This is a genomic window from Delftia sp. BGA-UO-ETr-SB1, from assembly GCF_059567865.1.
This window is the reverse complement of sequence record NZ_JCAQOW010000006.1, coordinates 1,288,583-1,313,794: the sequence shown is the minus strand read 5'-3', so window position 1 is coordinate 1,313,794 and position 25,212 is coordinate 1,288,583. Positions and strand designations below refer to the sequence as shown.

The following is a 25,212-nucleotide window of genomic DNA, read 5'->3' as shown; positions in this document are numbered from 1 at the left end:
TCGTGTTGCCGTCACCTCACCGAACGCCTCACGCGCTCAGCACTTGATTCCCACATGCAGGGCCGCAATGCCGCCCGTCATGTTGTGATAGTCCACATGGCCGAAGCCGCATTCCTGCATCAGGCGCTTGAGATCCTCCTGGCCGGGGTGCATGCGGATGGACTCGGCCAGATAGCGGTAGCTGGCGTCATCGCCCGCCACGAGCTTGCCCATGGCCGGAAGAATCTTGAAGGAGTACCAGTCGTAGGCTTTCTCCAGGGGCTTGGCCACCTTGGAGAACTCCAGCACCAGCAGCTTGCCGCCGGGGCGCAGGACACGGTTCATTTCCTTGAGCGCCGCATCCTTGTGGGTCATGTTGCGCAGGCCGAAGGCCACGCTGACCAGATCGAAATGGTTGTCGGGAAACGGCAGAGCCTCGGCATCGCAGACCATGGTGGGCAGGATGACGCCCTTGTCGATCAGGCGGTCGCGGCCCACGCGCAGCATGGCTTCGTTGATATCGGTGTGCACCACCTGGCCGGTGGAGCCGACCTTCTTGGCGAAGGCCAGGGCCAGATCGCCCGTGCCACCCGCGATGTCCAGCGCCTTGTCGCCTTCCTTGAGGTTGGCCACCATCACCGTATAGGCCTTCCAGGCACGGTGCAGACCACCCGACATCAGGTCGTTCATGACGTCGTAGCGCGAAGCGACCGAGTCGAACACGCCGCGCACGCGGCTGGCCTTCTCGCGCTCGTCCACCGACTGGAATCCGAAATGTGTGGTGCTCATAACAACGATGCTAAGCAAGCAGTAGTAATGCGTACAGCGACAACCCCGTGTGGCCACGGGCTTTGCCGGGCAAGGGTTATCAAGAACAAACAGCTTGAAACGCATTCAAACAAAGACTTTCAAGCTATTTTAAATATAGCACCACCCCCAATAACCCTGTGCCGTACAGAGGTCCGGAATGTGGTGCGAGGGGAACGGCGCCATACAGCGCGCACCCGTGCGCGGCGTCAGTGGCTGCCGCAGCCGTGTCCGCCGCCGCTGGCCTTGCCGGGCATGGGCGTGTCGCGGTCCATGCCGGACTCCTGCAGCCGGTCCAGGTACTGCGCCCAGAACTCGTCCTGGCGGCGGCCCAGTTCGTAGAGGTATTCCCAGGTGTACAGGCCGCTTTCATGCCCGTCGCTGAAGAAGGGCTTGATGGCGTAGTTGCCCACGGGCTCGATGGCCGTGATGGACACCTCGCGCTTGCCCGTCTGCAGCACTTCCTGGCCCGGGCCATGGCCCTGGACTTCGGCCGAGGGCGAGTACACGCGCAGCAGCTCGAAGGGGATGCGAAAGCTTGCGCCGTCGGAGTAGGCGACTTCCAGCACGCGCGATGCGCCGTGCACGGTCAGGGCTTCGGGGGTTGGGGTGTCAGGGGTCAGGCCGGCCATGCGGTGCTCCTCATTCAGTGGCGGGGTGCTGCTGCCAGGCATCGAGTGCCTGGACCAGCGCCGTGTCTATGGCTGGCAAGCGCGCTGCCACCTCGACCTCGCGCTCGCCATTGCACGGGCGCTGGGCCGGGGCCCAGACCGCGCCCGGGAAATGGCTGTCCCAGTCAAAGCGCGCAATCACATGCCAGTGCAGGTGCGGCACCATGTTGCCCAGCGCCGCCAGGTTGATCTTGGCCGGCGCAAGGCGCTCACGCAAGACGCGCTCGACCACGACCACGGCATCCATGCAGTGCTGGCGGTCGGCGGCGTCCAGGTCGGAGAACTCGGCCGCATGCGCATTCCAGACCACGCGGTAGAAGGCTGGAAAGCCTTCTTCCTGCGCGCGAATCACTCGCAGGCGCTGGCCGCGCCAGACGGGCACGCCGCCTTCTGTGGCGCACAGGGGGCAGGAAGCGGGAGCGGCCATCAGACCAGCACCCGTTCGATGCCGCCGGCGTTGGCGCGCTGAACATATTCAGCCATCCAGTTCTCGCCCAGGATCTGGCGCGCCATCTCGACCACGATGTAGTCGGCTTCCAGCAGGCCGTTGTTCATATCGCCACCGTAGCGCGACAGGCCCTGCAGGCAGCTGGGGCAACTGGTGAGGATCTTCACGTTGTCCTTCTCGGCCAGGGCGCCGCTGGCGCGCAGCGCGGCCTCGCCCTTCTTGAGTTCCTCTTCCTTGCGGAAGCGGATCTGCGTGGAGATGTCGGGGCGCGTGACGCCCAGCGTGCCCGATTCGCCGCAGCAGCGCTCGCTCTTGACCACGCCTTCACCCACCAGGGCCTTGACGGTCTTCATGGGGTCCTGCAGCTTCATGGGCGAGTGGCAGGGGTCGTGGTAGAGGTAGCCCTCCTTGCCCTGCAGCGTCACGCCCTTTTCCAGCAGGTATTCGTGGATGTCGATGATGCGGCTGCCCGGGAAGATCTTGCCGAACTCGTAGCCCTGCAACTGGTCGTAGCAGGTGCCGCAGCTGACCACCACGGTCTTGATGTCCAGGTAGTTGAGCGTGGTGGCGACGCGGTGGAAGAGCACACGGTTGTCCGTGATCATCTTCTCGGCCTTGTCGAACTGGCCGCTGCCGCGCTGGGGATAGCCGCAGCACAGGTAGCCGGGTGGCAGCACGGTCTGCACGCCGGCATGCCAGAGCATGGCCTGGGTGGCCAGGCCCACCTGGCTGAACAGGCGCTCGGAGCCGCAGCCGGGGAAGTAGAACACCGCCTCGGTGTCCGCGCTCGTGGTCTGCGGGCTGCGGATGATGGGCACGTAGTCCTTGTCCTCGATGTCCAGCAGGGCGCGCGCCGTCTTGTTGGGCAGGCCGCCGGGCAGCTTCTTGTTGACGAAATGGATCACCTGCTCCTTGAGCGGCGCGCGCCCCACCGAGGCCGGCGGACGCTGGGTCTGCTTCTTGGCCAGGCTGTGCAGCACGTCGGAGGCCAGGCGCTGGGCCTTGAAGCCCACGCCGACCATGGCCGAGCGCATGAACTTGATGGTGTCCGGATTGGTGGCGTTGAGCATGGCCATGGCCAGCTTGTTGCCAGGCCGGAAGCTCTTCTTGTCCATCTTGCGCAGCAGGTTGCGCATGTTCATGGTCACGTCGCCGAAGTCGATCTTCACCGGGCAGGGGTTGAAGCACTTGTGGCAGACCGTGCAGTGGTCCGACACGTCCTCGAACTCCTGCCAGTGGCGCAACGACACGCCGCGGCGCGTCTGCTCCTCGTAGAGGAAGGCCTCGACCAGCAGCGAGGTCGCCAGGATCTTGTTGCGCGGGCTGTACAGCAGGTTGGCGCGCGGCACGTGGGTGGCGCACACGGGCTTGCACTTGCCGCAACGCAGGCAGTCCTTGACCGAGTCGGCGATGGCGCCGATGTCGCTCTGCTGCATGATCAGCGACTCGTGCCCCATCAGGCCGAAGCTGGGCGTGTAGGCGTTGGTCAGGTCGGCGAACATCAGCGATTCGCGCGGCGAGCGGCCGTCATGGCTCTGGCCCACCACGGCCTGCAGCCTCTCGTTGCGGATCAGCTTGCCCTTGTTGAAGCGGCCTTCGGGGTCCACGCGCTGCTTGTAGGCGGCAAAGGGCGCCAGCTCGTCGTCGCTGAGGAATTCCAGCTTGGTGATGCCGATGCCGTGCTCGCCCGAGATCACGCCGTCCAGATGGCGCGCCAGCACCATGATGCGTGCCACGGCCTCATGGGCGGTCTGCAGCATCTCGTAGTCGTCACTGTTGACCGGAATGTTGGTGTGCACGTTGCCGTCGCCAGCGTGCATGTGCAGCGCCACCCAGACACGGCCCTTGAGCACGCGCTGGTGGATGGCGTTGACTTCGGCCAGCAGAGGCTGGAAGGCCGCGCCCGCGAAGATCTGGGCCATGGGCGCCTTCAGCTGGGTCTTCCAGCTGGCGCGCAGCGTGTGGTCCTGCAGCTGCGGGAAGAGGTTCTCGACATCGTCCAGCCAGCCCTGCCACAGCATGCGCACGTCGGCCACCAGGGCCAGGGCCTGCTGCACGCGGTCCTCCAGCAGCTCGGCCGAGGGGATGTCGCCCGCATCGTCCTGCTTGCCCAGCGGCAGGTCGCCGTGCTGGAAGAAGTCCGTCAGCGCATCGCACAGCTTGAGCTTGTTGCGCAGCGACAGTTCGATGTTGATGCGCTCGATGCCATCCGTGTACTCCCACATGCGGGGCAGCGGGATCACCACGTCTTCATTGATCTTGAAGGCGTTGGTGTGGCGCGAGATGGCGGCCGTGCGCTTGCGGTCAAGCCAGAATTTCTTGCGCGCCTCGGCGCTGACGGCCGTGAAGCCTTCGCCGTTGCGCGAGTTGGCAATGCGCACCACCTCGGCGGCCACGCGGGCCACATCGTCGGCGTTGTCGCCGGCAATGTCGCCCAGCAGCACCATCTTGGGCAGATGGCCGTTGCCCTTCTTGCTCTTGGTGGCGTAGCCCACGGCCTTCAGGTAGCGGTCGTCCAGGTGTTCCAGGCCGGCCAGCAGCACGCCCGAGCGCTTTTGCTCGGCGAACATGAAGTCCTTGATCTCGACGATGCTGGGCACGGCGTCCTTGGCGTTGCCGAAGAACTCCATGCAGACCGTGCGCGTGTGCTCGGGCATGCGGTGCACCACCCAGCGCGCGCTGGTGATCAGGCCGTCGCAGCCTTCCTTCTGGATGCCCGGCAGGCCCGACAGGAACTTGTCGGTCACGTCCTTGCCCAGGCCTTCCTTGCGGAATTTCTGGCCGGGAATGTCCAGGCGCTCGCTGCGGATGGGGGTCTTGCCGTCGGCCTCGAAGTACTGCAGCTCGAAGCTGGCCATCTCGGCGTCATGGATCTTGCCGAGGTTGTGGCCCACGCGCGTGACTTCCAGCCACTGTGCATCGGGCGTGACCATGCGCCAGGACACCAGGTTGTCCAGCGCCGTACCCCAGAGCACGGCCTTCTTGCCGCCCGCATTCATGGCGACATTGCCGCCGATGCAAGAGGCCTCGGCCGATGTGGGGTCCACGGCGAAGACGAAGCCCGCGCGCTCGGCCGCATCAGCCACGCGCTGCGTGACCACGCCGGCTTCGGTGAAGATGGTGGGCACCTCGTGGTCCACGCCGGGAATGCGGCGCATCTCCACCTCGGTCATGGCTTCGAGCTTTTCGGTGTTGATCACCACGCTGCGCCAGGTCAGCGGGATCGCGCCGCCCGTGTAGCCCGTGCCGCCGCCGCGCGGAATGATGGTCAGGCGCAGCTCGATACAGGCACGCACCAGGGCGGCCATCTCGGCTTCGGTATCAGGCGTGAGCACCACGAAGGGGTATTCGACGCGCCAATCGGTGGCGTCCGTCACATGGGCCACGCGCGACAGGCCGTCGAACTTGATGTTGTCCTTGGCCGTGTGGCGGCCCAGGCTCTTTTGCACCCGGCGGCGCAGTTGCTCGGCCTCGACGAAGGTGGCGTTGAACTCATGCACGGCGCGCCGCGCCGCATCCACCAGCTGGCCCACCAGCGCATCGCGCACGGGGTCCTGCTGCGGAGCACGGCGCTTGTCGATCTCGCCCAGGCGGTGCTCCAGGGCCTCCACCAGCGACTTGCGGCGGTCGGGACTGTGCAGCAGGTCGTCCTGCAGGTAGGGATTGCGCTGAACGACCCAGATGTCCCCCAGCACCTCGTAGAGCATGCGGGCAGAGCGGCCCGTGCGCCGCTCCTGGCGCAGCTGGTTGAGCACATCCCACATGGACGTGCCCAGCAGGCGGATCACGATCTCGCGATCGGAAAACGAGGTGTAGTTGTAGGGAATCTCTCGCAGACGTGCAGGTTCGGCAGCCTGTGCCTGCAGGGCTGCCAACGCAATCGGTACATTCATGGGGTAGACCGTGTCTGGCGCTCTCGGGGCGCCGCTAAGCCAAGTGGGAGCGCAATTTTAAGCGAGCGCCCCGAGGATGCGCTTCCCACGGGGCTCTGGACGGCGCGCCGTCTCGGCCCGCGAAGCCAGCCCTCGCCAACGGGGCGTGATCTTGCGGAGCCCGGTGGATGTGCCTTATACAGAAAGAGCACAAACGAGCCAATACGAACAACCCGGCTTTTGAAACGAAATGGTATTGACCTAAAATAGCGCCGCTTCGCGTGTCATTTTTTGTCACACGACTGACATACGGGACCAGCGGCTCACCGGGTTTGGCCTGTAGTGCGGTACGAAGCATCCGAAAACAATGACACAGACATGTCATGCCCCTGCCTTACCGTGGCAGCGGTCTGAAACCGTCACCGAACTAGAGGAGTCCTCATGCAACTGAAGCAACTGGCCATGGCAGCCGCGATCGCGGCCACCACCATCTCGGCACAAGCCCAAACCGAAATCCAGTGGTGGCACTCGATGAGCGCAGCCCTGGGCGACTGGGTGAACGACCTGGCCAAGGAGTACAACGCCAGCCAGACCCAGTACAAGATCGTGCCGACGTACAAGGGCCAGTATGACGAGTCGATGACGGCCGCCATCGCCGCGTTCCGCGCCGGCAACGCGCCTGACATCCTGCAGGTCTTCGAAGTGGGTACGGCCACCATGATGGCCTCCAAGGGCGCCGTGGTGCCCGTCACCAAGATCATGAACGACGGCGGCTTCAAGTTCGACCAAGGCGAGTACATCTCCGCCGTGGCCGGCTACTACACCGCCCCCAACGGCCAGATGATGAGCTACCCGCTCAACAGCTCGACCACCATCTTCTACTACAACAAGGACGCCTTCAAGAAGGCAGGCCTGGACGAGAACAAGCCGCCCAAGACCTGGCCCGAAGTGTTCGCCGCCGCCGAAAAGCTCAAGGCCTCGGGCCACCGCTGCGCACTGACCACGAGCTGGATGAGCTGGACCCAGCTGGAGAGCTTCTCGCTGTGGCACAACACCCTGTACGCGACCAAGAACAACGGCTTTGACGGCACCGATGCCAAGCTGGTGTTCAACTCGCCGCTGCACGTCAAGCACTTCGAGAACCTGGCCAAGGCCGCCAAGGATGGCAGCTTCGTCTACAAGGGCCGCGGCAACGTGCCTGACGCTGCCTTCGCTTCCGGCGAGTGCGCGATGATCACCGGCTCCTCCGGCCTGTATGCCCGCGTGGTCAAGGAAGGCAAGTTCGCCTTCGGCCAGTCGCAACTGCCCTACTACGCCGATGTGAAGGGCGCGCCCCAGAACACGGCCATCGGCGGTGCCTCCCTGTGGGTGATGGCCGGCAAGAGCGCCGAACGCTACAAGGGCGTGGCTGACTTCTTCAACTTCCTGAACAACACCAAGATCCAGTCCGCCAGCCACCAGCGCACCGGCTACCTGCCCGTGACCACCGCTGCGTACAAGCTGACCGAGGCTTCGGGCTTCTACGAAAAGCATCCCGGCACCGACACCGCCGTGACGCAGATGATCCGCAAGACCACCGACAAGTCGCGCGGCATCCGCCTGGGCAACTTCGTTCAGATCCGCACCATCATCGATGAGGAAACCGAACAGATCTGGACTGGCAAGAAGACTCCCCAGCAAGCCCTGGACACCGCTGTCACCCGTGGCAACGAGCAACTGGGCCGCTTCGCCCGGGCCAACAAGTAATCCTCCCATGTGATCTGCGGTGTGGCCGCTGCGCAGGCAGCCCGCACCGTGCATCACAGGCCCGCAACCGGCGGCCCCACGGCCATCCGGTTTGCGGGCTGTTTTGTTCTACCGAGTTCCGTCATGGAAAAACGCGTTCTTTTTCGATCCGCCTGGCTGCCGTGGTTGCTGATAGCACCACAGATGGTCATCGTGCTGGTCTTCTTTTTCTGGCCCGCAGGCCAGGCCATCGTGCAGTCGTTCCAGGCGCAGGATACGTTTGGCTTCTCCACCGAATGGGTGGGGTTTGCCAACTTCCAGCACCTGCTGGATGACCCTGCCTACCTGGCCTCGTTCAAGACCACGGCCATCTTTTCCGTGCTGGTGGCGGTGTTCGGCATTGCGCTGTCGCTGATGCTGGCCATCTTTGCGGACCGCGTGATCAAGGGCGCGCTTGCCTACAAGACCGCCTTGCTGCTGCCCTATGCCGTTGCGCCCGCCGTTGCGGGTGTGCTGTGGGTGTTCATGTTCTCGCCGTCCATCGGCGTCGTGGCCTATGCGCTGCGCATGATCGGCTATGACTGGAACCACCTGCTGAACTCCGGCAACGCCATGACGCTGATCGTCATCGCCGCGATCTGGAAGCAGATTTCCTACAACTTCCTGTTCTTCCTTGCGGGCCTGCAGTCCATCCCCAAGTCGCTGATCGAGGCCGCCGCCATCGACGGCGCGGGCCCCATGCGCCGCTTCTGGGACATCCAGTTCCCGCTGCTGTCCCCCACCACGTTCTTCCTGCTGGTGATGAACGTGGTCTACGCATTCTTCGACACCTTCGGCATCGTGGACGCCACGACCCAGGGCGGTCCGGGACAGGACACCTCCATCCTGGTCTACAAGGTCTATCACGACGGCTTCAAGGCCATGGACATGAGCGGCTCGGCTGCCCAATCCGTCGTGCTGATGGTGATCGTGGTTGCACTGACCGTGATCCAGTTCCGCTATGTTGAGAAGAAAGTGCAGTACTGATCATGGTTGAACGCAGTCCCCTTCTCTCCTTTTTCTCGCACCTGATCATGGTGCTGGGCGTGATCATCGTCGGCTTTCCGCTGTACCTCGCCTTCGTGGCCTCCACGCACACGCCGCAGGACATCATCCAGGTGCCCATGCCCCTGGTGCCCGGCAGCAACTTCTGGGAAACCTACAAGGCCGCGCTGTTCGGCGGCTCGGGCCCCGGCTCCAGCGCGCCCGTGGCACGCATGATGTGGATCAGCTTCGTCTCGGCCATGGTGATCACCGTGGGCAAGATCGCGATCTCGCTGCTGTCGGCCTTCGCGCTGGTGTACTTCCGCTTCCCGTTCAAGAAGATCTGCTTCTGGCTGATCTTCGTGACCCTGATGCTGCCCGTGGAAGTGCGCATCGGCCCCACCTACGAAGTCGTCTCCACGCTGGGCATGCTCAACAGCTACGCCGGCCTGACGATTCCGCTGATCGCCTCGGCCACGGCCACCTTCCTGTTCCGCCAGTTCTTCCTGACGGTGCCGGACGAGCTGGTGGAGGCCGCCCGCATCGACGGCGCAGGCCCCATGCGCTTCTTCAAGGATGTGCTGGTGCCTCTGTCCAAGACCTCGATCGCGGCGCTGTTCGTGATCCAGTTCATCTACGGCTGGAACCAGTACCTGTGGCCGCTGCTCGTGACCACCTCGGAAGACATGTACCCCGTGGTCATCGGCATCAAGCGCATGGTGGCCAGCGGCGATACCGGCAACGACTGGAACGTGGTGATGGCGACGGCCCTGCTGGCCATGCTGCCGCCCGCCGCCGTGGTGATCCTGATGCAGCGCTGGTTCGTCAAGGGCCTGGTGGACACCGAAAAGTAAACCGCCCGCCGCCGCCCCAACCCACCGTATAGAACCCCGCAGAGCAAGCGCCAGCGCCCTTCGCTCTGCGACTCAACCAGAATCTTCGTATGGCATCCATTTCCTTTCGCAACCTGATCAAGCGCTACGGCCAGGGCCCGTCGGCCAACCAGGTACTGCACGGCGTCAACGCCGAAATCAAGGACGGCGAGTTCGTCGTCATCGTCGGCCCTTCGGGCTGCGGCAAGTCCACCCTGCTGCGCATGGTGGCGGGCCTGGAGGAGATCTCCGACGGCCAGCTGCTGATCGGCGACAAGGTCGTCAACGACGTGGAACCGGCCAAGCGCGACATCGCCATGGTGTTCCAGAACTATGCGCTGTACCCGCATATGTCGAACTACGAGAACATGGCCTACGGCCTGAAGATCGCCAAGGTGCCGCCCGAGGAGATCAAGCGCCGCGTGGACAAGGCCGCCAAGATCCTGGAGCTGTCCCACCTGCTGGACCGCAAGCCGCGCCAGCTGTCGGGCGGCCAGCGCCAGCGCGTGGCCATGGGCCGCGCCATCGTGCGCCAGCCCAAGGTCTTCCTGTTCGACGAGCCGCTGTCCAACCTGGACGCCAAGCTGCGCGGCCAGACCCGCATCGAGATCCAGAAGCTGCACGCCGAGCTGGGCATCACCAGCCTGTTCGTGACCCACGACCAGGTCGAGGCCATGACCCTGGCCCAGCGCATGATCGTCATGAACGGCGGCGTGATGGAGCAGTTCGGCACGCCCGAAGAGGTCTACCACACGCCCGCCTCCACCTTCGTGGCCAGCTTCATCGGCTCGCCCCCGATGAACCTGCTCAAGAACGCGCCCGGCGGCACGGCCGGCCGCATCCTGGGCATCCGCCCCGAGCACCTGGTCGTCGTCAGCGAAGGCGGCTGGGAAATCAAGGTGGACACCGTTGAAATGCTGGGTGCCGAGCGCCTGGTCTATGGTTCGCTCAATGGCGAGACGATGACGGTGCGCATCGACGAAGGCGCGCCCTTCCCCAAGTCCGGCGAGACCATGCGCGTGCGTCCTTCCGAAGAGCGTCGCCTGCACTGGTTCGACGCAGAATCCGGAAAGCGGATCTGATCCCCTGAAGGCCGGCTCTCCGACCTTTTCCAAGAGAGCCCCAGAGGCTCTCTTTTTCCATCCAAGCTCCCTTCTTTTGACGGACTCGCCATGACCGAGAACCTGAAATCCTGGCCCTACCCCCTGTGGGTGGCCCACCGTGGCGCTGGCAAGCTGGCGCCCGAGAACACCATGGCCGCCTTCCGCCTGGGCGCCGCGCACGGCTATCGCATGTTCGAGTGCGATGCCAAGCTGTCTGCCGACGGCGTGCTGTTCCTGATGCACGACGCCACGCTGGAGCGCACCACCAACGGCCACGGCACGGGTGGCGACCTGTCCATGGGCGAGATCGCCCAGCTGGACGCCGGCAGCTGGCACTCGCGCGCCTTTGCGGGAGAGGCCCTGCCCACGCTGGAAGCCCTGGCCCGCTGGTGCCTGGCCAACCACTTCTTCCTGAACGTGGAGATCAAGCCCACGCCCGGCCAGGAAGAGGCCACGGGCCGCGCCACGGGCGAGCTGATGAACCGCATCTGGCCCAGGGACCGCATCCAGCCGCTGTTCACCTCGTTCAAGACCGATGCGCTCAAGGGCGCACGCGACACGGCACCGCACATTCCGCGGGGCCTGCTGGTGGACAAGCTGGCCGATGCCACGGGCGACGCCGACCTGCGCATCGCGCTGGACCTGGGCTGCGCGGCCATGGTGCTCAACCATGCGCTGTGGGATGCTGCCCTGGTCGCCAAGGTGCATGGCGCGGGCCTGCGCTGCAGCAGCTATACGGTCAACGATGAATGGGCCGCGCAGCGCCTGATCGACCTGGGCACGGACGGCGTCATCACCGACCGTGTCGATATGTTCAGTCCCGCATCGCGCTGAGACGGCTGCCGGCTGGCGGGGCCGGACCTTTGGAAACAACCGTCGCGGCGGCCCGCCGCACAATGTGCGTCCATGACACCGCCCCGCCCGTGCCCTCTCCCGCTGCGCCCTACGTGGGCGCAGGCCTTGCGCCAATGCCTGGCCACCGGCCTGATGGTCCTGGCCATGCTGGTCCTCACTACGCCCGCTCCGGCCCATGCGCAGGACCGCACGGCAGCGGCGGCCACGGCGGCGGCGCCCGACGGCCGGCCCGCCTTGCCCAGCGTGGACGATCTGCGCAAGCAGCTGGACGCCATTCCCCGCAAGCTGGCCGAGGACGATGACGGCCGCAAGCTGCTGGACGAGGCTGCGGCCATTGGCACGGCGGCCGACCAGGTGGCGGCCCGCCGCACCGAGGAACTGGCCGACATCGATTCGCGCCTGGCCGGCCTGGGCCCCGCGCCCGAAAAAGGCGCCCCTGCCGATGCGCCCGATGTGGCCGAGCAGCGCGCCAGCCTGGCCAGGCAGCGCAGCGCCGTGGATTCCGAACTCAAACTCGCGCGGCTGGTGTCGGTCGATGCCGACCAGCGCGGCAACGAGCTGATACGCCAGCGCCGCGAACAATTCCAGGCCGCGCTGACGGCCCGCACCGACTCGCCGCTGGGCCGGCCCTTCTGGCGCAACCTGCGCGCTGCCGCGCCTTTGGACGCGGCGCGCCTGCAGGGCCTGGGGCGCGAGCTGCGCCAGGCCGTCGCCTCCACCATGGCGTCCGATCGCCGGGGCGGCTTCATCGCCAGCCTGGCCGCCGCCTTGCTGATCGCCCTGCTCGGCCCTTGGCTGGCCGAGCGTCTGCTGGTGCGCGCCGCGCCCGCGCGCCTGCCCAGCGGCCGCCTGCGCCGCTCGTTGCGCGCGGCGGCCACCGTGCTGATCAACACGCTGCTGATCGGCCTGGCAGCGCAACTGGCCTGGAGCGTGCTCAAGGCCGGCGATGGCTTCAGCGAATCGCTGGACGCGCTGGCCAAGGCCAGTGTGCAGGTCACGCTGTTCGGCGCCTTCGTGGTGTCGCTGGGCCAGACCCTGCTGTCGCGCAGGCGCAGTTCCTGGCGCCTGCCCGGCGTGTCGGACGAGCTGGCCGAGCGGCTCAGCCCCTATCCCTGGTGGATTGCCGCCGGAGCCGCGCTCAACGGCCTGGTGACCGAGGTCAACGCCATCATCGGTGCCAGCCTGGCCGCCGAGGTCACGGTGCACGCCCTGTCGGCCCTGCTGATTTCGGCCGTGGTCATGCTGGCCCTGCGGCATCTGCGCGCGCCTGCGCCGGTCGCGCAGGAAGACGGCGCCCAGGCAGAGCCTGCGCCGCCCCGGCCCTTGTGGGTGGGCCTGCTCGTGGCCTGCGCGGCGGTGGCCAGCATTGCCACCATTGCGCTGGCCGTGACCGGCTACGTGGCGTTGGCCGGAACGCTGGCGCGCCAGATGGTGTGGACCGGCGTGGTCTTTGCCACCACCTACCTGCTGTTCCAGCTGGGCGACGATCTGTGCGAGGCCCTGCTGTCGTCCAAGGGCAGCTTCGGCACCCGGCTGAACCAGAGCCTGGGCATCGAGGGCCGGCTGCTCGACCAGGCCTCGGTGCTGGTCTCGGGCCTGCTGCGCGTGGCCCTGTTGTTCTACATGGTGATCGCCCTGCTGGCCCCGCTGGGCACAGGGCCGGACGAGGTGTTTCGCCGCGGTAGCACGGTGAACCACAGCCTCAAGGTGGGCGACTTCACCATGGCGCCGCAGGCCCTGTTCACCGCATTCGCCGTGATCGTCACGGGCCTGATCGTGATCCGCGTGATCAAGCGCTGGCTGACGGACCGCTACTTCCCCAACACCTCGCTGGAGCCGGGCATGCGCAGCTCCATCACCACGCTGCTGGGCTATGTGGGCGGCATCTTCGTGGTGGCCGTGGCGCTGGCGGGGCTGGGCATCAGCGTGGAGCGCATCGCCTGGGTGGCCAGCGCGCTGTCGGTGGGCATTGGCTTTGGCCTGCAGGCCATCGTGCAGAACTTCATCTCGGGTCTGATCCTGCTGGCCGAGCGGCCCGTGAAAGTGGGCGACTGGGTGGTGCTGGGCGATACCGAGGGCGACGTGCGCCGCGTCAACGTGCGCGCCACCGAGATCCAGCTGGGCGACCGCTCCACCGTCATCGTGCCCAACTCGGAATTCATCACCAAGACCGTGCGCAACATGACGCTGGCCGGCGCGCCCGGGCGCGTGCTGCTGCGCCTGCCCGCGCCGCTGGACACCGATGCCGAACGCATGCGGACCCTGATATTGGAGGCCTTTCGCACGCATGAAGGCATCCTGGACACGCCCGAGCCTGTGGTGCAGCTCGAAGGCATCGCCAACGGCACGCTGACCTTCCTGGCCATCGGCTACGTGGGCAACCCGCGCAATGCGGGCGGGGTGCGCAGCGATGTGCTGTTCAGCATCCTGGCATCGCTCAAGGGCGCGGGCCTGTACCTGTCGCCACCGGCCACCACCTCGGTGGCGGCGCCGGTGGTGGCAGGCATGCCGGGCACGCCAGGCACGCCGCCCCTGCCCGGCGACCCCGCCAGCCCGGCCTAGCCTCGCCCGGCCATTTCAGCGCGCACATGCGCCGCAACCACGGCCATCAGCTCACGCAGATGGCCGCGCAGCGGCTCGAAGCCCGCGTTGGGCTCGCGCGTGTCCTCGTCCATGTAGACCGGCCGGCGGATCTCGATCTGCAGGCTGTGCCGGCCCAGGTGGGGCTGGCCTATGCGGCCGATCAGCTCCACGCCCTTGTAGGGCTCGTTGTAGGCCACGCTGTAGCCAAAGCCCGCCAGCGTCTCGCCCACCAGCTGGATGAACTCGGGCGCGCAGGTCGTGCCGTCGCGGTCGCCCAGCACGAAGTCGGCCAGCGGCGGTGCGTCGGTACGGCCCAGGCGCTTGTAGACATCGTTGGGCATGGAGTGCAGGTTCAGGTGCCAGACGCCGCCAAAGCGCTGCACGCTGTCATCGATGGCCTGCGCCAGCGCCGCATGGTAGGGACGCCAGTAGCGCGCGATGCGGTGCTCCACCTCGGCCACCGTGCGCGGGCGTTCATACAGCGGCGTGGCCACGCCGTCCCGGCTGATGCGCTGCCAGATCAGGCCCAGGCCCTGGCGGGTCTTGACGCTGGGCGCCAGGGGCACGGGCCACTGGCCGTCGATCTGGGCGGGGTCCAGGTCGGCCTCGCTGCGGTTGGGGTCGATGTAGGTGCGCGGAAAGGTGGCCTCGATCAGCGTTGCGCCATGCGCGGGCCACTGGTCCCAGAGCGCGGCCACATGCGTGTCCTCGCCACGGCGCAGCAGGGACATGGGCACGGCATGGCCGAAATCCTCGGGATAGGACGTGCCGCTGTGCGGCGAGTCGCAGACGATGGGCAGCACCTCGCCGGTGGCGGGATGCACCACGACCGGGGTGTCCGGCCGGGGGCGCAGAAAATCGGTCTGTGCCATGCGGTCCATCAGTCGAGCTTGATGTTGGCGCGCTTGGCCACGGCCGTGTAGCGCTCGATGGCAGCCTTGATCTGCTTGGCAAATTCCTCGGGCGTGTTGCCCATGGACTCGCCCGAGATGGATTTTTGCTTTTCCAGGTAGTCAGGCATGGCCATGGCCTTGTGCGCAGCCGCATTGAGCTTGTCGATGATGGGGCGCGGCGTGCCGGCAGGTGCGACCAGCCCGAACCAGCCGCCATCACCCATCTGCAGGAAACCCAGTTCGGTGTAGGTGGGCACGTCGGGCAGCACGTCGGCGCGCTTGAAGGCCAGCACGGCCAGCGGGCGCAGCTTGCCGTCCTTGATGTGGGGCAGCGTGGAGGGCAGGTTGTCCGTCATGGCATTGACCTGGCCACCCAGCGCGTCGGTGATGGCCTGGCCCGCGCCCTTGTAGGGGATGTGCAGCAGGTCGATACCGGCCAGGTTCATGAAATTCTCGATGTTGGCGTGGCCCAGGGAGCCTGTGCCCGGCGAGGCAAAGCTGTACTTGCCCGGGTTGGCCTTGGCAAGGGCGATGAACTCCTTCATGGTCTTGGCGGGCACGCTGGCGTTGATCACGAACACGCTGGGCACGGACATCACATTGGTGATGGGCGCGAAGTCCTTGATCGGGTCGTAGGGCAGCTTGCGGAAGATGGCCGGGTTGGAGCCATGCGTGCTCACCGTAGCCATGCCGATGGTGTAGCCATCGGCCGCAGCACGCGCAATTTCGGAGGCGCCAATGGAGCCGCCCGCCCCGCCCCGGTTGTCCACCACCACGGACTTGCCCAGGATCACGCTCATCTTCTCGGCCAGCAGACGCGCCACCATATCGGTGGAGCCGCCCGCGCCAAACGGCACGACCAGGCGGATCGGCCGGCTGGGATAGTCGGCAGCCGGGCCCTGGGCCCAGGCGACGGGAGCCAAAAGAGCAGTGGCGGCGCAGGCGGCCAGGCTGGACAACAGGGTGCGGCGCATTGCCATGGTGTGTTTCCTCTCGTGATGGATGAAAGAGCGGCCTGCTGCGGGCAGGGCTTCGCGGAACAGGCGCCGATTCTGGACAGCCGCCGCACGCGCGAAAAGAGACAAGACGGCAAGCAACTATGACAAACCGTCATAATTGCATCCGTCATGCGCATGCACTCTCCCTCGCTTTCCGAGCTGCACGCCTTTGCGGCGGCGGCGCGCCTGGGCAGCTACTCGCTGGCAGCCCAGGAGCTGTATGTCACCCAGGGCGGCATCAGCCGCGCCATCGCCCGGCTGGAAGAGCACCTGGGCTTTGCCCTCTTCCAGCGCCAGGGCCGGCGCAGCGTGCTGACCGAGGCTGGCCGTGAATATCTGCAGGCCGTGGAGCCCTCCGTACACGCCATCGAATCGGCCTCGGCCGCCGCACGCAGGCGCCACTTCGGCCCGCAACTGCGGTTGTCGGTCGTTCCCACGCTGTTCAGCCACTGGCTGATTCCACGCCTGCCGCGATTCAATGCCCTGCATCCGGGCATCGTCCTTTCGTTCGCCCCCTACCGGCGCGATGACCCGCTGTCCGCCGCCGAGATCGACGGCTGGCTGCGCGTGGGCAGCGAGCCCTGGCCCGCCCATGTGGTGGCCGACTATGTGGTGGGCCGCGATCTGGTGCCCATCTGCCATCCGCGCGAATTGCAGGGCCCGCAAGCCATTCGCAGCGCAGCGGATGTGCTTGCGCGCCCCTTGCTGTTTCACACCAACTACCCTGGCAACTGGGCGCGCTGGATGAGCCACCTCGGCCTGCCCGGGCCCTGCCCCGCGCCTGCGGCGGACTTCGAACTGGTGGCCCTGCTGGTCCAGGCCGTGGCCGCCGGCATGGGCGTGGCCCTGGTGCAGCGCTGCCTGGTGGAGGAAGTCCTGGCCGCCGGCCGCGTGGCCCTTGCCTTGCCTGCACCCGTCCACATCGAACGCGGCTACTTTCTGTGCCGCCCGGCTGCGCGGATGCCTTCCGAAGCCTTTGTGCAGTTCCGCGCATGGCTGCTGGAGCAGGCCGCGCCGGGTGCCGTGCCTCCAGCCGCAGTCTCAGGCCCCTGATCGCCGGGAGAAACGCCCTCTTCCGTTGATCTGCATCAATCTTTGCTGTCAGCCATCAGCGCCAGCCGCGCGAAAGCACCCACTGGCAAAGCGCCATCACGAGGACCAGGGCGGTGTAGGTGGCCATCTTTGCATCGCGCCCGAACCACCACAAACCGGCCAGCAACACCAGCGCACCAACAACCAAATTGATAGCAACCTGCAACCACCAGGCAAGGGATTGCTGCGATTTCCCATAGATCAAAAGCGCGCACAACATCAGGGCCGGCGACAGGAAAAGTGCAGGCGCCAGGAAGTTCAGCCAATGATTCGTACTCGCAATCCATCCCATGTGCGGGCTCCGATTCCAGGGTGTTGTGATCAGGGATGCCTGAAACTGCGCGAAATTTTATAATCCCGGGTTATGGCAGTCTGGGCACTCGGCATCAACCACCACACGGCTCCGCTTGATATGCGGGGACGTTTCGCGTTCGCGCTTGACCAGATCGTGCCCACGCTGCAGGGCCTGCGCGAATCGCTGACCGGCCCCGGCCGCCAGCACAGCGCCGTCGAGACCGCCATTCTCTCCACCTGCAACCGTACCGAGATCTACTGCGCGGCCGAAATGCCGGCCATGGACCACACCCTGCACTGGCTGGCCAACAGCGGCGGTATTTCGTCCGAATTGCTGCGCTCGCACTCCTATCTGCTGGAAGACGGCCATGTGGCGCGCCATGCCTTCCGCGTGGCCAGCGGACTCGATTCCATGGTGCTGGGCGAGGCCCAGATCCTGGGCCAGATGAAGAATGCCGTGCGCGCCGCAGAGAACGCAGGCGCCCTGGGCAGCACGCTGAACCAGCTGTTCCAGCGCAGCTTCGCGGTGGCCAAGGAAGTGCGCAGCTCCACAGAGATCGGCGCCCACAGCATCAGTATGGCCGCTGCCGCCGTGCGGCTGGCCGGCCAGCTGTTCGAAGACCTTTCCCAGATCAAGGTGCTCTTCGTGGGCGCGGGCGAGATGATCGAGCTGGTCTCCACCCATTTCGCGGCCCGCCACCCCAAGCAGATCATGATCGCCAACCGCACGCTGGAGCGCGGCGAGAAGCTGGCTGCCCAGTTCGGCGCCGGCACCATGCGGCTGGCCGACCTGCCCGACCATCTGCATGAATACGATGCCGTGATCAGCTGCACGGCGTCCAGCCTGCCCATCATCGGCCTGGGCGCCGTGGAAAGCGCGCTCAAGAAGCGCAAGCACCGCCCCATGTTCATGGTCGATCTGGCCGTGCCGCGCGATATCGAATCCGAGGTCAAGGACCTGCGCGACGTCTACCTCTACACCGTGGACGATCTGGCCACCGTGGTGCGCACGGGCCAGGCCCAGCGCCAGGCAGCGGTCGAGCAGGCCGAAGTCATCATCGACCATGGCGTGCAAAGCTTCATGCACTGGCTGGACCAGCGCCGCCCGCAGGCCGGCGTGGTGCCGCTGATCCGCCAGCTCAACACCCAGACCGATGAATGGCGTGCGCTGGAGATTGCGCGCGCCAAGAAGCTGCTGGCCAAGGGCGAAGACATCGACACCGTGCTGGAGGCCCTGTCGCGCGGCCTCACGCAGAAAATGCTGCACGGCACCCTGGCCGAGCTGCACAAGGGCGATGCCGACCAGCGCAGCCAGACCATGGACACGGTCTCGCGCCTGTTCCTGCGCTCGGCCCAAAGCGGCCCGCGCGGCACGGCCCCCGACAAGGCGCTCTAGCGGCGCTCGCCGCCCCTGCGCAGGGCCGCGCGCCAGCGAGCCTGTGGCGCCCCGGCCTCACTTGCGGCCCCTCCCCGCCCCTCCCGGTTTTTACGGCCCATCCGCCCTTCCAGGCCCCCACGTTTCCTGCCGCAGTGCTGCCCGAGCAGCCCTTCGCACCACCGCCCCACACCATGCAAGACTTTCTGCGCCAACAACTGGAGCGCTACGCCCAGCGCCTTGAAGAACTCAACTTCCTGCTTTCGCGCGAAGACATCATGGGCGACATGAAGCAGTACCGCGCCATCTCGCGCGAGCACGCGGACGTCACCGCCATTGCAGGCCGCTATGCGCGCCACCGCCAGCGCGAGGCCGATCTGGCCGCCGCGCGGGACATGCTCTCCGACCCCGACATGGCCGACATGGCGCAGGAGGAAATCGCAAGCGCCGAGGCCGAGCTGGTCCAGCTGGAGGACGAGCTGCAGCGCCTGCTGCTGCCCAAGGACCCCGATGACGCGCGCAACGCCTACCTCGAAATCCGCGCAGGCACGGGCGGCGACGAATCGGCCCTGTTCGCAGGCGACCTGGCCCGCATGTACACGCGCCACTGCGACGCCGTGGGCTGGAAGGTCGAGATCATGAGCGCCAACGAGAGCGAGCTGGGCGGCTACAAGGAAGTGGTGCTGCGCGTGGAAGGCACGGATGTCTACGGTCGCCTGCGCTTCGAATCCGGCGGCCACCGCGTGCAGCGCGTGCCGGCCACCGAGACCCAGGGCCGCATCCACACCAGCGCCTGCACCGTGGCCGTCATGCCAGAGCCGGACGAAACCCAGGCCATCACGCTCAACCCGGCCGACCTGCGCATCGACACCTTCCGCGCCAGCGGCGCCGGCGGCCAGCACATCAACAAGACCGACTCGGCCGTGCGTGTGGTCCACCTGCCCACGGGCATCGTCGCCGAGTGCCAGGACGGCCGCAGCCAGCACAGCAACAAGGCCAAGGCCCTGCAGGTGCTGCAGGCGCGCCTGCAGGAAAAGGAGCGCAGCGAGCGCGAGGCCAAGGAGGCCGCACTGCGCAAGGGCCTGATCGGCAGCGGCGACCGCAGCGACCGCATCCGCACCTACAACTTCCCGCAGGGCCGGCTCACCGACCACCGCATCAACCTCACCATCTACAAACTGCTGGCCGTGATGGAAGGCGACCTGGGCGATGTGCTCGACGCGCTGCAGGCCGCACGCGAGGCCGAACTGCTGGCCGAGCTGCAGGTCAACAACTGAGGCCCGGGCCATGGCCAATCCACCCATCGTCAAAGAAGCGCTGCAGCAGGCCCAGGCCCTGGGGCTTGCGCGCATCGACGCGCAAATGCTGCTGCTGCATGTGCTCGGGCGCCAGTCTGGCGGCCGCGCCTGGCTGCTGACCCATGACGAGGACATGCTGACCGGCCCCCAGGCCGAGGCCTATGCCGCGCTGTGCGCACGCCGCCTTGGCGCGGAACCCGTTGCCTACCTGCTCGGCCACAAGGAGTTCTACGGGCTTGATCTGGCCGTGGACGCGCGTGTGCTCGACCCACGCCCCGATACCGAGACCCTGGTGGACTGGGCGCTGGAGCTCATGCCTGCCCAGACCCAGGCAGGCCTCGCTTGCCGCGTGGTGGACCTGGGCACCGGCAGCGGCGCCATAGCGCTGGCCCTGCAAAGCCAGCGCCGCGGCGCCACGGTCTGGGCCGTGGATGCCAGCGCCGACGCACTGGCCGTGGCCAGCGCCAATGCCACGCGCCTGCGACTGGGCGTGCAGTTCGCGCATGGCAGCTGGCTCCAGCCGCTGGCAGGGCAGGCACCGTTCGACCTCATCGTCAGCAACCCGCCCTATATCCGTGATGACGATCCGCATCTGCAGGCCTTGGCGCATGAGCCGCTGTCGGCGCTGGCCAGCGGTGCCGATGGCCTGGCCGATATCCGCGCCATCATCGCCCAGGCGCCCGCGCTGCTGGCCCGCGGCGGCTGGCTGCTGATGGAGCATGGCTGGGACCAGGCCGATGCCGTGGCCGCCCTGCTGTGCCATGCCGGCTTTGGCGACGTGCAGCATCGCCACGACTTGGGCGGCATTGCCCGCTGCACGGGCGGGCAATGGCAAGGGCAGGCCAGAGCTCTGACCTGAGCTCTGGCCTGGGCGCAGCAATCCCGCATGCTTTCAAAGTCCGCGCCGAGAGTGAAATAATCCCATCCATGCCGCCGCGCCTGCGGCGCCCACCACGACCCCGGAGCACCACACAGATGAGCGACACCCAGCAACGCATCGACCAACTGGTCAAGAGCAACAACATCCTGCTGTTCATGAAGGGCAGCGCCAGCTTTCCCATGTGCGGTTTCTCTGGCCGCGCCATCCAGATCCTCAAGGCCTGCGGCGTGGAAACCAAGGACATCTCCACCGTCAACGTGCTGGAAGACCAGGAAATCCGCCAGGGCATCAAGGACTACAGCAACTGGCCCACGATCCCCCAGCTCTACGTGCAGGGCGAGTTCATCGGCGGCTCGGACATCATGATGGAGATGTACGAGTCGGGCGAGCTGCAGCAGCTGCTGGCACCCAAGGCCTGAGCCTTCTCGCACCACGCGCCTTCGGCGCAGCATCGAGCCACCTTCGGGTGGCTTTTTTTCGCCTGTGCCGCGCTGCCGGCGGACTCCCCGGGCATGCCTCAGGGCCAGGGGCATGCGATGTGTGGTCGAATGGTCACATCTTTCACATCCGGAAAAGCGCGCCTGCGCCCGCTTCTCCGCCCTGCCTATGAGTCTGTCCCAAAGTCTGCTGTTGATCGTCGCGCTGATATTGACCAGTGCCTTCTTCTCCGTGGCCGAGATCTCGCTGGCCGCCTCGCGGCGCCTGCGACTGCGGCAGATGATGGAGGACGGCGAACCCCGCGCCGAACTGGTCATGAAGATGCAGGCCCAGCCGGGCGAATATTTCACGGTCACGCAGATTGGGCTGAATGCCGTCGCCATCCTGGGCGGCGTGGTGGGCGAAGGGGCATTGACCCCCTATCTGGCCGAGCTGCTGATGCTCTGGCTGCCCGACAGCCGTGCGCAGACCGTGGGCTTCCTGCTCTCGTTCGCCAGCGTCACCTCCCTGTTCATCCTGTTTGCCGACCTGCTGCCCAAGCGCCTGAGCATGGCCGAGCCCGAGGCCCTTGCCATCCGCGTGCTGCGCCCCATGCTCTGGTGCATGGCCGTGCTCAAGCCCCTGGTCTGGTGCTTCAACCACCTGGCCGACGCCGTTGCCAAGCTGTTCGGCCTGCCCACGGTGCGCGATGACCGCATCACGCACGAAGACATCCTGGCCATGACCGAAGCCGGCGCACGCGCAGGCGTGCTGGCCGCGAAGGAGCAGCAGGTGATCGCCAACCTGTTCGAGCTGGACTCGCGCACCATCGGCTCGGCCATGACGCAGCGCGACCGCATCGCCTACTTCCACCGCGACGACCCCGATGAACTGATCCGGGTCCGCATTGCCGAGGAGCCTTTTTCCACCTACCCCGTGTGCGACGGCGACATCGACCACATCGTCGGCTATGTCGATGCCAAGGACCTGTTCCAGCGCGCGCTGAACAACCAGTCCCTGTCGCTCATGGACGATTCGCTGGTCCACAAGGTGCTGGTCGTGCCGGACCGCCTGACGCTGGCCGAGGTACTGGAGCAGTTCCGCCAGGTGCATGAGGACTTTGCCGTCATCGTCAACGAATACAGCCTGGTGGTCGGCGTGGTCACGCTCAATGACGTGATGAGCACGGTGATGGGCGGCTTGGTCAGCCCCGGCGACGAGGAGCAGATCCTGCGCCGCGACGAGAACTCCTGGCTGATCGATGGCGTCACGCCGGTCGAGGATGTGATGCAGGCCCTGGAGCTCGACGAGTTGCCGCATTCCGAGGACTACGAAACCCTGGGCGGCTTTCTCATGGTCATGCTTCGGCGCATTCCCAGGCGCACGGACACCGTGCAATGGGGCGGCTACCGCTTCGAGGTCATGGATGTGGACAGCTATCGCATCGACCAGGTGCTGGTCACGCGCATGTCGGGCAGCAGCCCGGCCGCGCCGCCCAACGCAGGCGACACGGCCGCCGCCGTGGCCAAGGTGTCCAGCATGTCGTCGGACACGTCGTCCTGAAAACGCAGCAAGGCAGGCCTGCAGGACTGCCGCCAGGCGCCAGCCTGAGGCCCCTCAGGCCGAGCGCGAGGGCTCGATCTCCCAGCGGCGCTGCGCAGCGAACACCGCATTCGGATACTGGGGCTGGCCGCGGCTGCCGTTGTAGCGGCCCAGCGCCATGTAGGCATCGCCGTTTTCGCGGTCCAGATAGTGGCGCAGGATGACGCAGCCAAAGCGCAGATTGGTCTGCATGTGGAACAGCTTGCCGATGTCGCCATCGCCGATCAGCCGCATCCAGAACGGCATGATCTGCATATAGCCGCGCGCGCCCACGCTGGAGATGGCGAACTTGCGGAACGCGCTCTCCACCTGCACCAGTCCCATCACCAGCGAGACTTCCAGGCCGGCGCGCTTGGCCTCGTACCAGACGGTCTGCAGGAACTCCAGCCGTGTTGCAAGTTCGGGCTTGCGCGAGCGCAGGCGCTCGCTGCTGGCCGTGAGCCAGCGCAGGTAGTCCATGCGGGCCTCGGTGGAGGCAAAGCGCAGCTCGGGCGGCGCCGATCCCGTGACGGCCGAACTCAGCGCGGTGCGCACCGAATCGGCCAGCGGCTCTTCCAGCTGCCCGCCAGCCCAGGCGGGCGCGGCCAGCCCGCCCAGCAACGGCGCAGCACCCAGCGAGGCCGCCAGGCGCAGGCAATCGCGGCGCGCTATCACGGGGGCCTGGCTCACAGACCCAGCCTCTGCTTGAGATGGCCCAGCACATCGGCAGCGGCCATCTTGGTCGCTTCCGTGTCGCGGCGATGCTGGTACTCGACCTGGCCTTCCTTCAGGCCCCGGTCGGACAGCACCACGCGGTGCGGCACGCCAATCAGTTCCCAGTCGGCAAACATGGCGCCCGGGCGTTCGCCGCGGTCATCCAGGATCACGTCCACGCCCAGTGCCAGCAGCTCGGCATGCAGCTTCTCGGCGGCTTCCTTCACGGGCTCGCTGCGGTCCATGCCGATGGGGCAGACCACCACGGTGAAGGGCGCAATCGCGTCGGGCCAGATGATGCCGCGCTCATCATGGTTCTGCTCGATGGCTGCAGCGGGCAGGCGCGTCACGCCAATGCCGTAGCAACCCATTTCAAACAGCGAGGGCTTGCCGTTCTCGGCCAGGAAGGTGGCATTCATGGCCTGGGAGTACTTGGTACCCAGGTAGAACACATGGCCCACTTCGATGCCACGCTCGATGGCCAGCTCGCCTGCGCCATCGGGGGACTTGTCGCCGGCCACCACATTGCGCAGGTCGGCCACGACATCGGGCTCAGGCAGGTCACGGCCAAAATTCACGCCGGTGATGTGGAGGTCGGCCTCGTTCGCGCCGCAGACCCAGTCGGCCATCACGGCCACCTCGCGGTCCACGACCAGCTTCACGGGCTGCTTCAGGCCGATGGGGCCCAGGTACCCGGGCTGGCAACCGAAGTGCTCCTCGATCTCGGCCACAGTGGCAAAGCGGAAGCCCACGTCCAGGCCAGGCACCTTGGCCACCTTGATCTCGTTCATCTCATGGTCGCCGCGCAGCAGCAGCAACCAGACCTGGCTTCCCGCCACATCGCCCTTGTCGTCGAGCTTGTCGGTGGCCAGCACCAGGGACTTCACCGTCTGCGACAGCGGCAGGCCCAGCTGGGCGGCCACGGATTCGCAGGTGCTGTTGCCCGGCGTTGCCACACGGGCCATGGCCTGGGCTGCAGCGGGACGGGGGCCTGCAGGCGCCAGGGCCTCGGCCTTCTCGATATTGGCGGCGTAGTCGCTGCTGGGGCAGTAGACGATGGCGTCTTCGCCCGTGGAGGCGATCACCTGGAATTCCTCGCTCAGATCACCGCCGATGGCGCCGCTGTCGGCACGCACGGCACGGTATTGCAGGCCGAAGCGATCGAAGATGCGCTTGTAGGCCGCGCGCATGGTCTGGTAGCTGATCTGGGCGGTATCGCGGTCCTTGTCGAAGGAATAGGCGTCCTTCATGATGAACTCGCGGCCACGCATCAGGCCAAAGCGCGGGCGGCGCTCATCGCGGAACTTGGTCTGGATCTGGTAGAAATTCTTGGGCAGCTGCTTGTAGCTCTTGAGCTCCTGGCGCGCAATGTCCGTCACCACCTCTTCGCTGGTGGGCTGGATCACGAAGTCGCGGCCATGGCGGTCCTTGATGCGCAGCAGCTCGGGGCCCATCTTCTCGAAGCGGCCCGTCTCCTCCCACATCTCGGCAGGCTGGACCACGGGCATGGTCACTTCCACGGCACCGGCACGGTTCATTTCCTCGCGCACGATGGCCTCGACCTTGCGGATCACGCGCAGCCCCATGGGCATGTAGTTATAGATGCCTGCGCCCAGCTTCTTGATCAGGCCGGCCCGCGTCATGAGCTTGTGGCTGACCACTTCGGCATCGGCCGGAGCTTCCTTGAGGGTGGAGATGAAAAATTGGGAGGCTTTCATGGATCAGGGGCTTC

21 protein-coding genes are annotated in these 25,212 nt (G+C 66.3%); 12 read left to right on the top strand and 9 right to left on the bottom strand.

What is annotated here, in order from left to right; genetic code table 11:
* Positions 1-36 precede the first annotated feature (36 nt).
* The 4 genes from ubiE to AC57B5_RS24705 all read right to left on the bottom strand — a co-directional run bounded on the left by ubiE (position 37) and on the right by AC57B5_RS24705 (position 5,798).
* A complete protein-coding gene (ubiE, locus tag AC57B5_RS24720) occupies positions 37-768 on the bottom strand; it encodes a bifunctional demethylmenaquinone methyltransferase/2-methoxy-6-polyprenyl-1,4-benzoquinol methylase UbiE (RefSeq protein ID WP_013800838.1) in 732 nt (243 codons plus the stop codon).
* A 227-nt stretch (positions 769-995) separates the two neighbouring features.
* The gene (locus tag AC57B5_RS24715; RefSeq protein WP_013800837.1) at positions 996-1,418 is read right to left on the bottom strand and encodes a gamma-butyrobetaine hydroxylase family protein; all 423 of its coding nucleotides are present in this window, start codon (positions 1,416-1,418) and stop codon (positions 996-998) included.
* 10 nt (positions 1,419-1,428) lie between these two features.
* Complete coding sequence (locus AC57B5_RS24710) at positions 1,429-1,884, bottom strand: HIT family protein (RefSeq protein WP_496400529.1); 456 nt, start codon at positions 1,882-1,884, stop codon at positions 1,429-1,431.
* Complete coding sequence (locus tag AC57B5_RS24705; RefSeq protein ID WP_496400528.1) at positions 1,884-5,798, bottom strand: DUF3683 domain-containing protein; 3,915 nt, start codon at positions 5,796-5,798, stop codon at positions 1,884-1,886. The genes AC57B5_RS24710 and AC57B5_RS24705 overlap by 1 nt, the downstream gene beginning before the upstream one ends.
* Before the next feature lie 420 nt (positions 5,799-6,218).
* On the opposite strand from AC57B5_RS24705, the gene ugpB reads away from it, so the two are divergent.
* From ugpB to AC57B5_RS24675, 6 genes are all read left to right on the top strand, one after another.
* Entirely contained in the window at positions 6,219-7,523 is a 1,305-nt protein-coding gene (gene ugpB / locus AC57B5_RS24700) for a sn-glycerol-3-phosphate ABC transporter substrate-binding protein UgpB (protein ID WP_013800834.1), read from the top strand.
* 123 nt (positions 7,524-7,646) lie between these two features.
* The gene (gene ugpA, locus AC57B5_RS24695; protein ID WP_012207264.1) at positions 7,647-8,528 is read left to right on the top strand and encodes a sn-glycerol-3-phosphate ABC transporter permease UgpA; all 882 of its coding nucleotides are present in this window, start codon (positions 7,647-7,649) and stop codon (positions 8,526-8,528) included.
* Positions 8,529-8,530: 2 nt separating this feature from the next.
* A complete protein-coding gene (gene ugpE / locus AC57B5_RS24690) occupies positions 8,531-9,379 on the top strand; it encodes a sn-glycerol-3-phosphate ABC transporter permease UgpE (protein WP_012207265.1) in 849 nt (282 codons plus the stop codon).
* An 89-nt stretch (positions 9,380-9,468) separates the two neighbouring features.
* Positions 9,469-10,479 (top strand): sn-glycerol-3-phosphate ABC transporter ATP-binding protein UgpC, encoded by a 1,011-nt coding sequence (ugpC, locus tag AC57B5_RS24685; RefSeq protein ID WP_034396898.1) that lies wholly within the window; start codon positions 9,469-9,471, stop codon positions 10,477-10,479.
* Between the two features lie 90 nt (positions 10,480-10,569).
* Positions 10,570-11,334, top strand: coding sequence for a glycerophosphodiester phosphodiesterase (gene ugpQ, locus AC57B5_RS24680; protein ID WP_496400527.1), 765 nt, complete (start codon positions 10,570-10,572; stop codon positions 11,332-11,334).
* A 153-nt stretch (positions 11,335-11,487) separates the two neighbouring features.
* A complete protein-coding gene (locus tag AC57B5_RS24675; protein ID WP_496400874.1) occupies positions 11,488-13,917 on the top strand; it encodes a DUF3772 domain-containing protein in 2,430 nt (809 codons plus the stop codon).
* Here AC57B5_RS24675 and AC57B5_RS24670 read toward each other — a convergent pair.
* Both AC57B5_RS24670 and AC57B5_RS24665 read right to left on the bottom strand, forming a co-directional pair.
* On the bottom strand, positions 13,914-14,819 hold the full coding sequence (locus AC57B5_RS24670) for an N-formylglutamate amidohydrolase (protein ID WP_013800830.1): 906 nt from the start codon (positions 14,817-14,819) through the stop codon (positions 13,914-13,916). The genes AC57B5_RS24675 and AC57B5_RS24670 overlap by 4 nt on opposite strands.
* A complete protein-coding gene (locus AC57B5_RS24665; protein ID WP_496400526.1) occupies positions 14,819-15,811 on the bottom strand; it encodes a tripartite tricarboxylate transporter substrate binding protein BugE in 993 nt (330 codons plus the stop codon). Before AC57B5_RS24665 ends, AC57B5_RS24670 begins: the two co-directional genes overlap by 1 nt.
* Positions 15,812-15,958: 147 nt before the next feature.
* Here AC57B5_RS24665 and AC57B5_RS24660 point away from each other — a divergent pair, with 147 nt between their 5' ends.
* The gene (locus AC57B5_RS24660) at positions 15,959-16,882 is read left to right on the top strand and encodes a LysR substrate-binding domain-containing protein (RefSeq protein WP_496400525.1); all 924 of its coding nucleotides are present in this window, start codon (positions 15,959-15,961) and stop codon (positions 16,880-16,882) included.
* A gap of 55 nt (positions 16,883-16,937) precedes the next feature.
* On the opposite strand, the gene AC57B5_RS24655 is transcribed toward AC57B5_RS24660, so the two are convergent.
* On the bottom strand, positions 16,938-17,213 hold the full coding sequence (locus AC57B5_RS24655) for a hypothetical protein (RefSeq protein WP_013800828.1): 276 nt from the start codon (positions 17,211-17,213) through the stop codon (positions 16,938-16,940).
* 72 nt (positions 17,214-17,285) lie between these two features.
* Between AC57B5_RS24655 and hemA the strand changes: the two genes are divergently transcribed.
* The 5 genes from hemA to paeA all read left to right on the top strand — a co-directional run bounded on the left by hemA (position 17,286) and on the right by paeA (position 22,748).
* On the top strand, positions 17,286-18,611 hold the full coding sequence (gene hemA, locus AC57B5_RS24650; RefSeq protein ID WP_197944160.1) for a glutamyl-tRNA reductase: 1,326 nt from the start codon (positions 17,286-17,288) through the stop codon (positions 18,609-18,611).
* Positions 18,612-18,784: 173 nt separating this feature from the next.
* Positions 18,785-19,867 carry a peptide chain release factor 1 gene (gene prfA / locus AC57B5_RS24645; RefSeq protein ID WP_063328226.1) on the top strand — a complete coding sequence of 361 codons (1,083 nt, stop codon included), beginning with the start codon at positions 18,785-18,787 and terminating at the stop codon, positions 19,865-19,867.
* A gap of 10 nt (positions 19,868-19,877) precedes the next feature.
* Entirely contained in the window at positions 19,878-20,747 is an 870-nt protein-coding gene (gene prmC, locus AC57B5_RS24640) for a peptide chain release factor N(5)-glutamine methyltransferase (RefSeq protein WP_496400524.1), read from the top strand.
* Between the two features lie 116 nt (positions 20,748-20,863).
* Complete coding sequence (gene grxD / locus AC57B5_RS24635) at positions 20,864-21,187, top strand: Grx4 family monothiol glutaredoxin (protein WP_012207276.1); 324 nt, start codon at positions 20,864-20,866, stop codon at positions 21,185-21,187.
* Between the two features lie 187 nt (positions 21,188-21,374).
* On the top strand, positions 21,375-22,748 hold the full coding sequence (gene paeA / locus AC57B5_RS24630) for a polyamine export protein PaeA (RefSeq protein WP_123690472.1): 1,374 nt from the start codon (positions 21,375-21,377) through the stop codon (positions 22,746-22,748).
* Between the two features lie 54 nt (positions 22,749-22,802).
* Here the strand turns inward: paeA and AC57B5_RS24625 are convergent, their stop codons facing one another.
* Entirely contained in the window at positions 22,803-23,456 is a 654-nt protein-coding gene (locus AC57B5_RS24625; protein ID WP_063328228.1) for a lytic transglycosylase domain-containing protein, read from the bottom strand.
* On the bottom strand, positions 23,453-25,198 hold the full coding sequence (locus AC57B5_RS24620) for a proline--tRNA ligase (protein ID WP_496400523.1): 1,746 nt from the start codon (positions 25,196-25,198) through the stop codon (positions 23,453-23,455). Before AC57B5_RS24620 ends, AC57B5_RS24625 begins: the two co-directional genes overlap by 4 nt.
* Positions 25,199-25,212: the final 14 nt, after the last annotated feature.

Excerpts from the sequence above, each read along its gene's own strand:
- ubiE (WP_013800838.1), bottom strand. The coding sequence starts at position 768 with ATGAGCACCACACATTTCGGATTCCAGTCGGTGGACGAGCGCGAGAAG.
- AC57B5_RS24715 (WP_013800837.1), bottom strand. The coding sequence starts at position 1,418 with ATGGCCGGCCTGACCCCTGACACCCCAACCCCCGAAGCCCTGACCGTG.
- AC57B5_RS24710 (WP_496400529.1), bottom strand. The coding sequence starts at position 1,884 with ATGGCCGCTCCCGCTTCCTGCCCCCTGTGCGCCACAGAAGGCGGCGTG.
- AC57B5_RS24705 (WP_496400528.1), bottom strand. The coding sequence starts at position 5,798 with ATGAATGTACCGATTGCGTTGGCAGCCCTGCAGGCACAGGCTGCCGAA.
- ugpB (WP_013800834.1), top strand. The coding sequence starts at position 6,219 with ATGCAACTGAAGCAACTGGCCATGGCAGCCGCGATCGCGGCCACCACC.
- ugpA (WP_012207264.1), top strand. The coding sequence starts at position 7,647 with ATGGAAAAACGCGTTCTTTTTCGATCCGCCTGGCTGCCGTGGTTGCTG.
- ugpE (WP_012207265.1), top strand. The coding sequence starts at position 8,531 with ATGGTTGAACGCAGTCCCCTTCTCTCCTTTTTCTCGCACCTGATCATG.
- ugpC (WP_034396898.1), top strand. The coding sequence starts at position 9,469 with ATGGCATCCATTTCCTTTCGCAACCTGATCAAGCGCTACGGCCAGGGC.
- ugpQ (WP_496400527.1), top strand. The coding sequence starts at position 10,570 with ATGACCGAGAACCTGAAATCCTGGCCCTACCCCCTGTGGGTGGCCCAC.
- AC57B5_RS24675 (WP_496400874.1), top strand. The coding sequence starts at position 11,488 with ATGGTCCTGGCCATGCTGGTCCTCACTACGCCCGCTCCGGCCCATGCG.
- AC57B5_RS24670 (WP_013800830.1), bottom strand. The coding sequence starts at position 14,819 with ATGGACCGCATGGCACAGACCGATTTTCTGCGCCCCCGGCCGGACACC.
- AC57B5_RS24665 (WP_496400526.1), bottom strand. The coding sequence starts at position 15,811 with ATGGCAATGCGCCGCACCCTGTTGTCCAGCCTGGCCGCCTGCGCCGCC.
- AC57B5_RS24660 (WP_496400525.1), top strand. The coding sequence starts at position 15,959 with ATGCGCATGCACTCTCCCTCGCTTTCCGAGCTGCACGCCTTTGCGGCG.
- AC57B5_RS24655 (WP_013800828.1), bottom strand. The coding sequence starts at position 17,213 with ATGGGATGGATTGCGAGTACGAATCATTGGCTGAACTTCCTGGCGCCT.
- hemA (WP_197944160.1), top strand. The coding sequence starts at position 17,286 with ATGGCAGTCTGGGCACTCGGCATCAACCACCACACGGCTCCGCTTGAT.
- prfA (WP_063328226.1), top strand. The coding sequence starts at position 18,785 with ATGCAAGACTTTCTGCGCCAACAACTGGAGCGCTACGCCCAGCGCCTT.
- prmC (WP_496400524.1), top strand. The coding sequence starts at position 19,878 with ATGGCCAATCCACCCATCGTCAAAGAAGCGCTGCAGCAGGCCCAGGCC.
- grxD (WP_012207276.1), top strand. The coding sequence starts at position 20,864 with ATGAGCGACACCCAGCAACGCATCGACCAACTGGTCAAGAGCAACAAC.
- paeA (WP_123690472.1), top strand. The coding sequence starts at position 21,375 with ATGAGTCTGTCCCAAAGTCTGCTGTTGATCGTCGCGCTGATATTGACC.
- AC57B5_RS24620 (WP_496400523.1), bottom strand. The coding sequence starts at position 25,198 with ATGAAAGCCTCCCAATTTTTCATCTCCACCCTCAAGGAAGCTCCGGCC.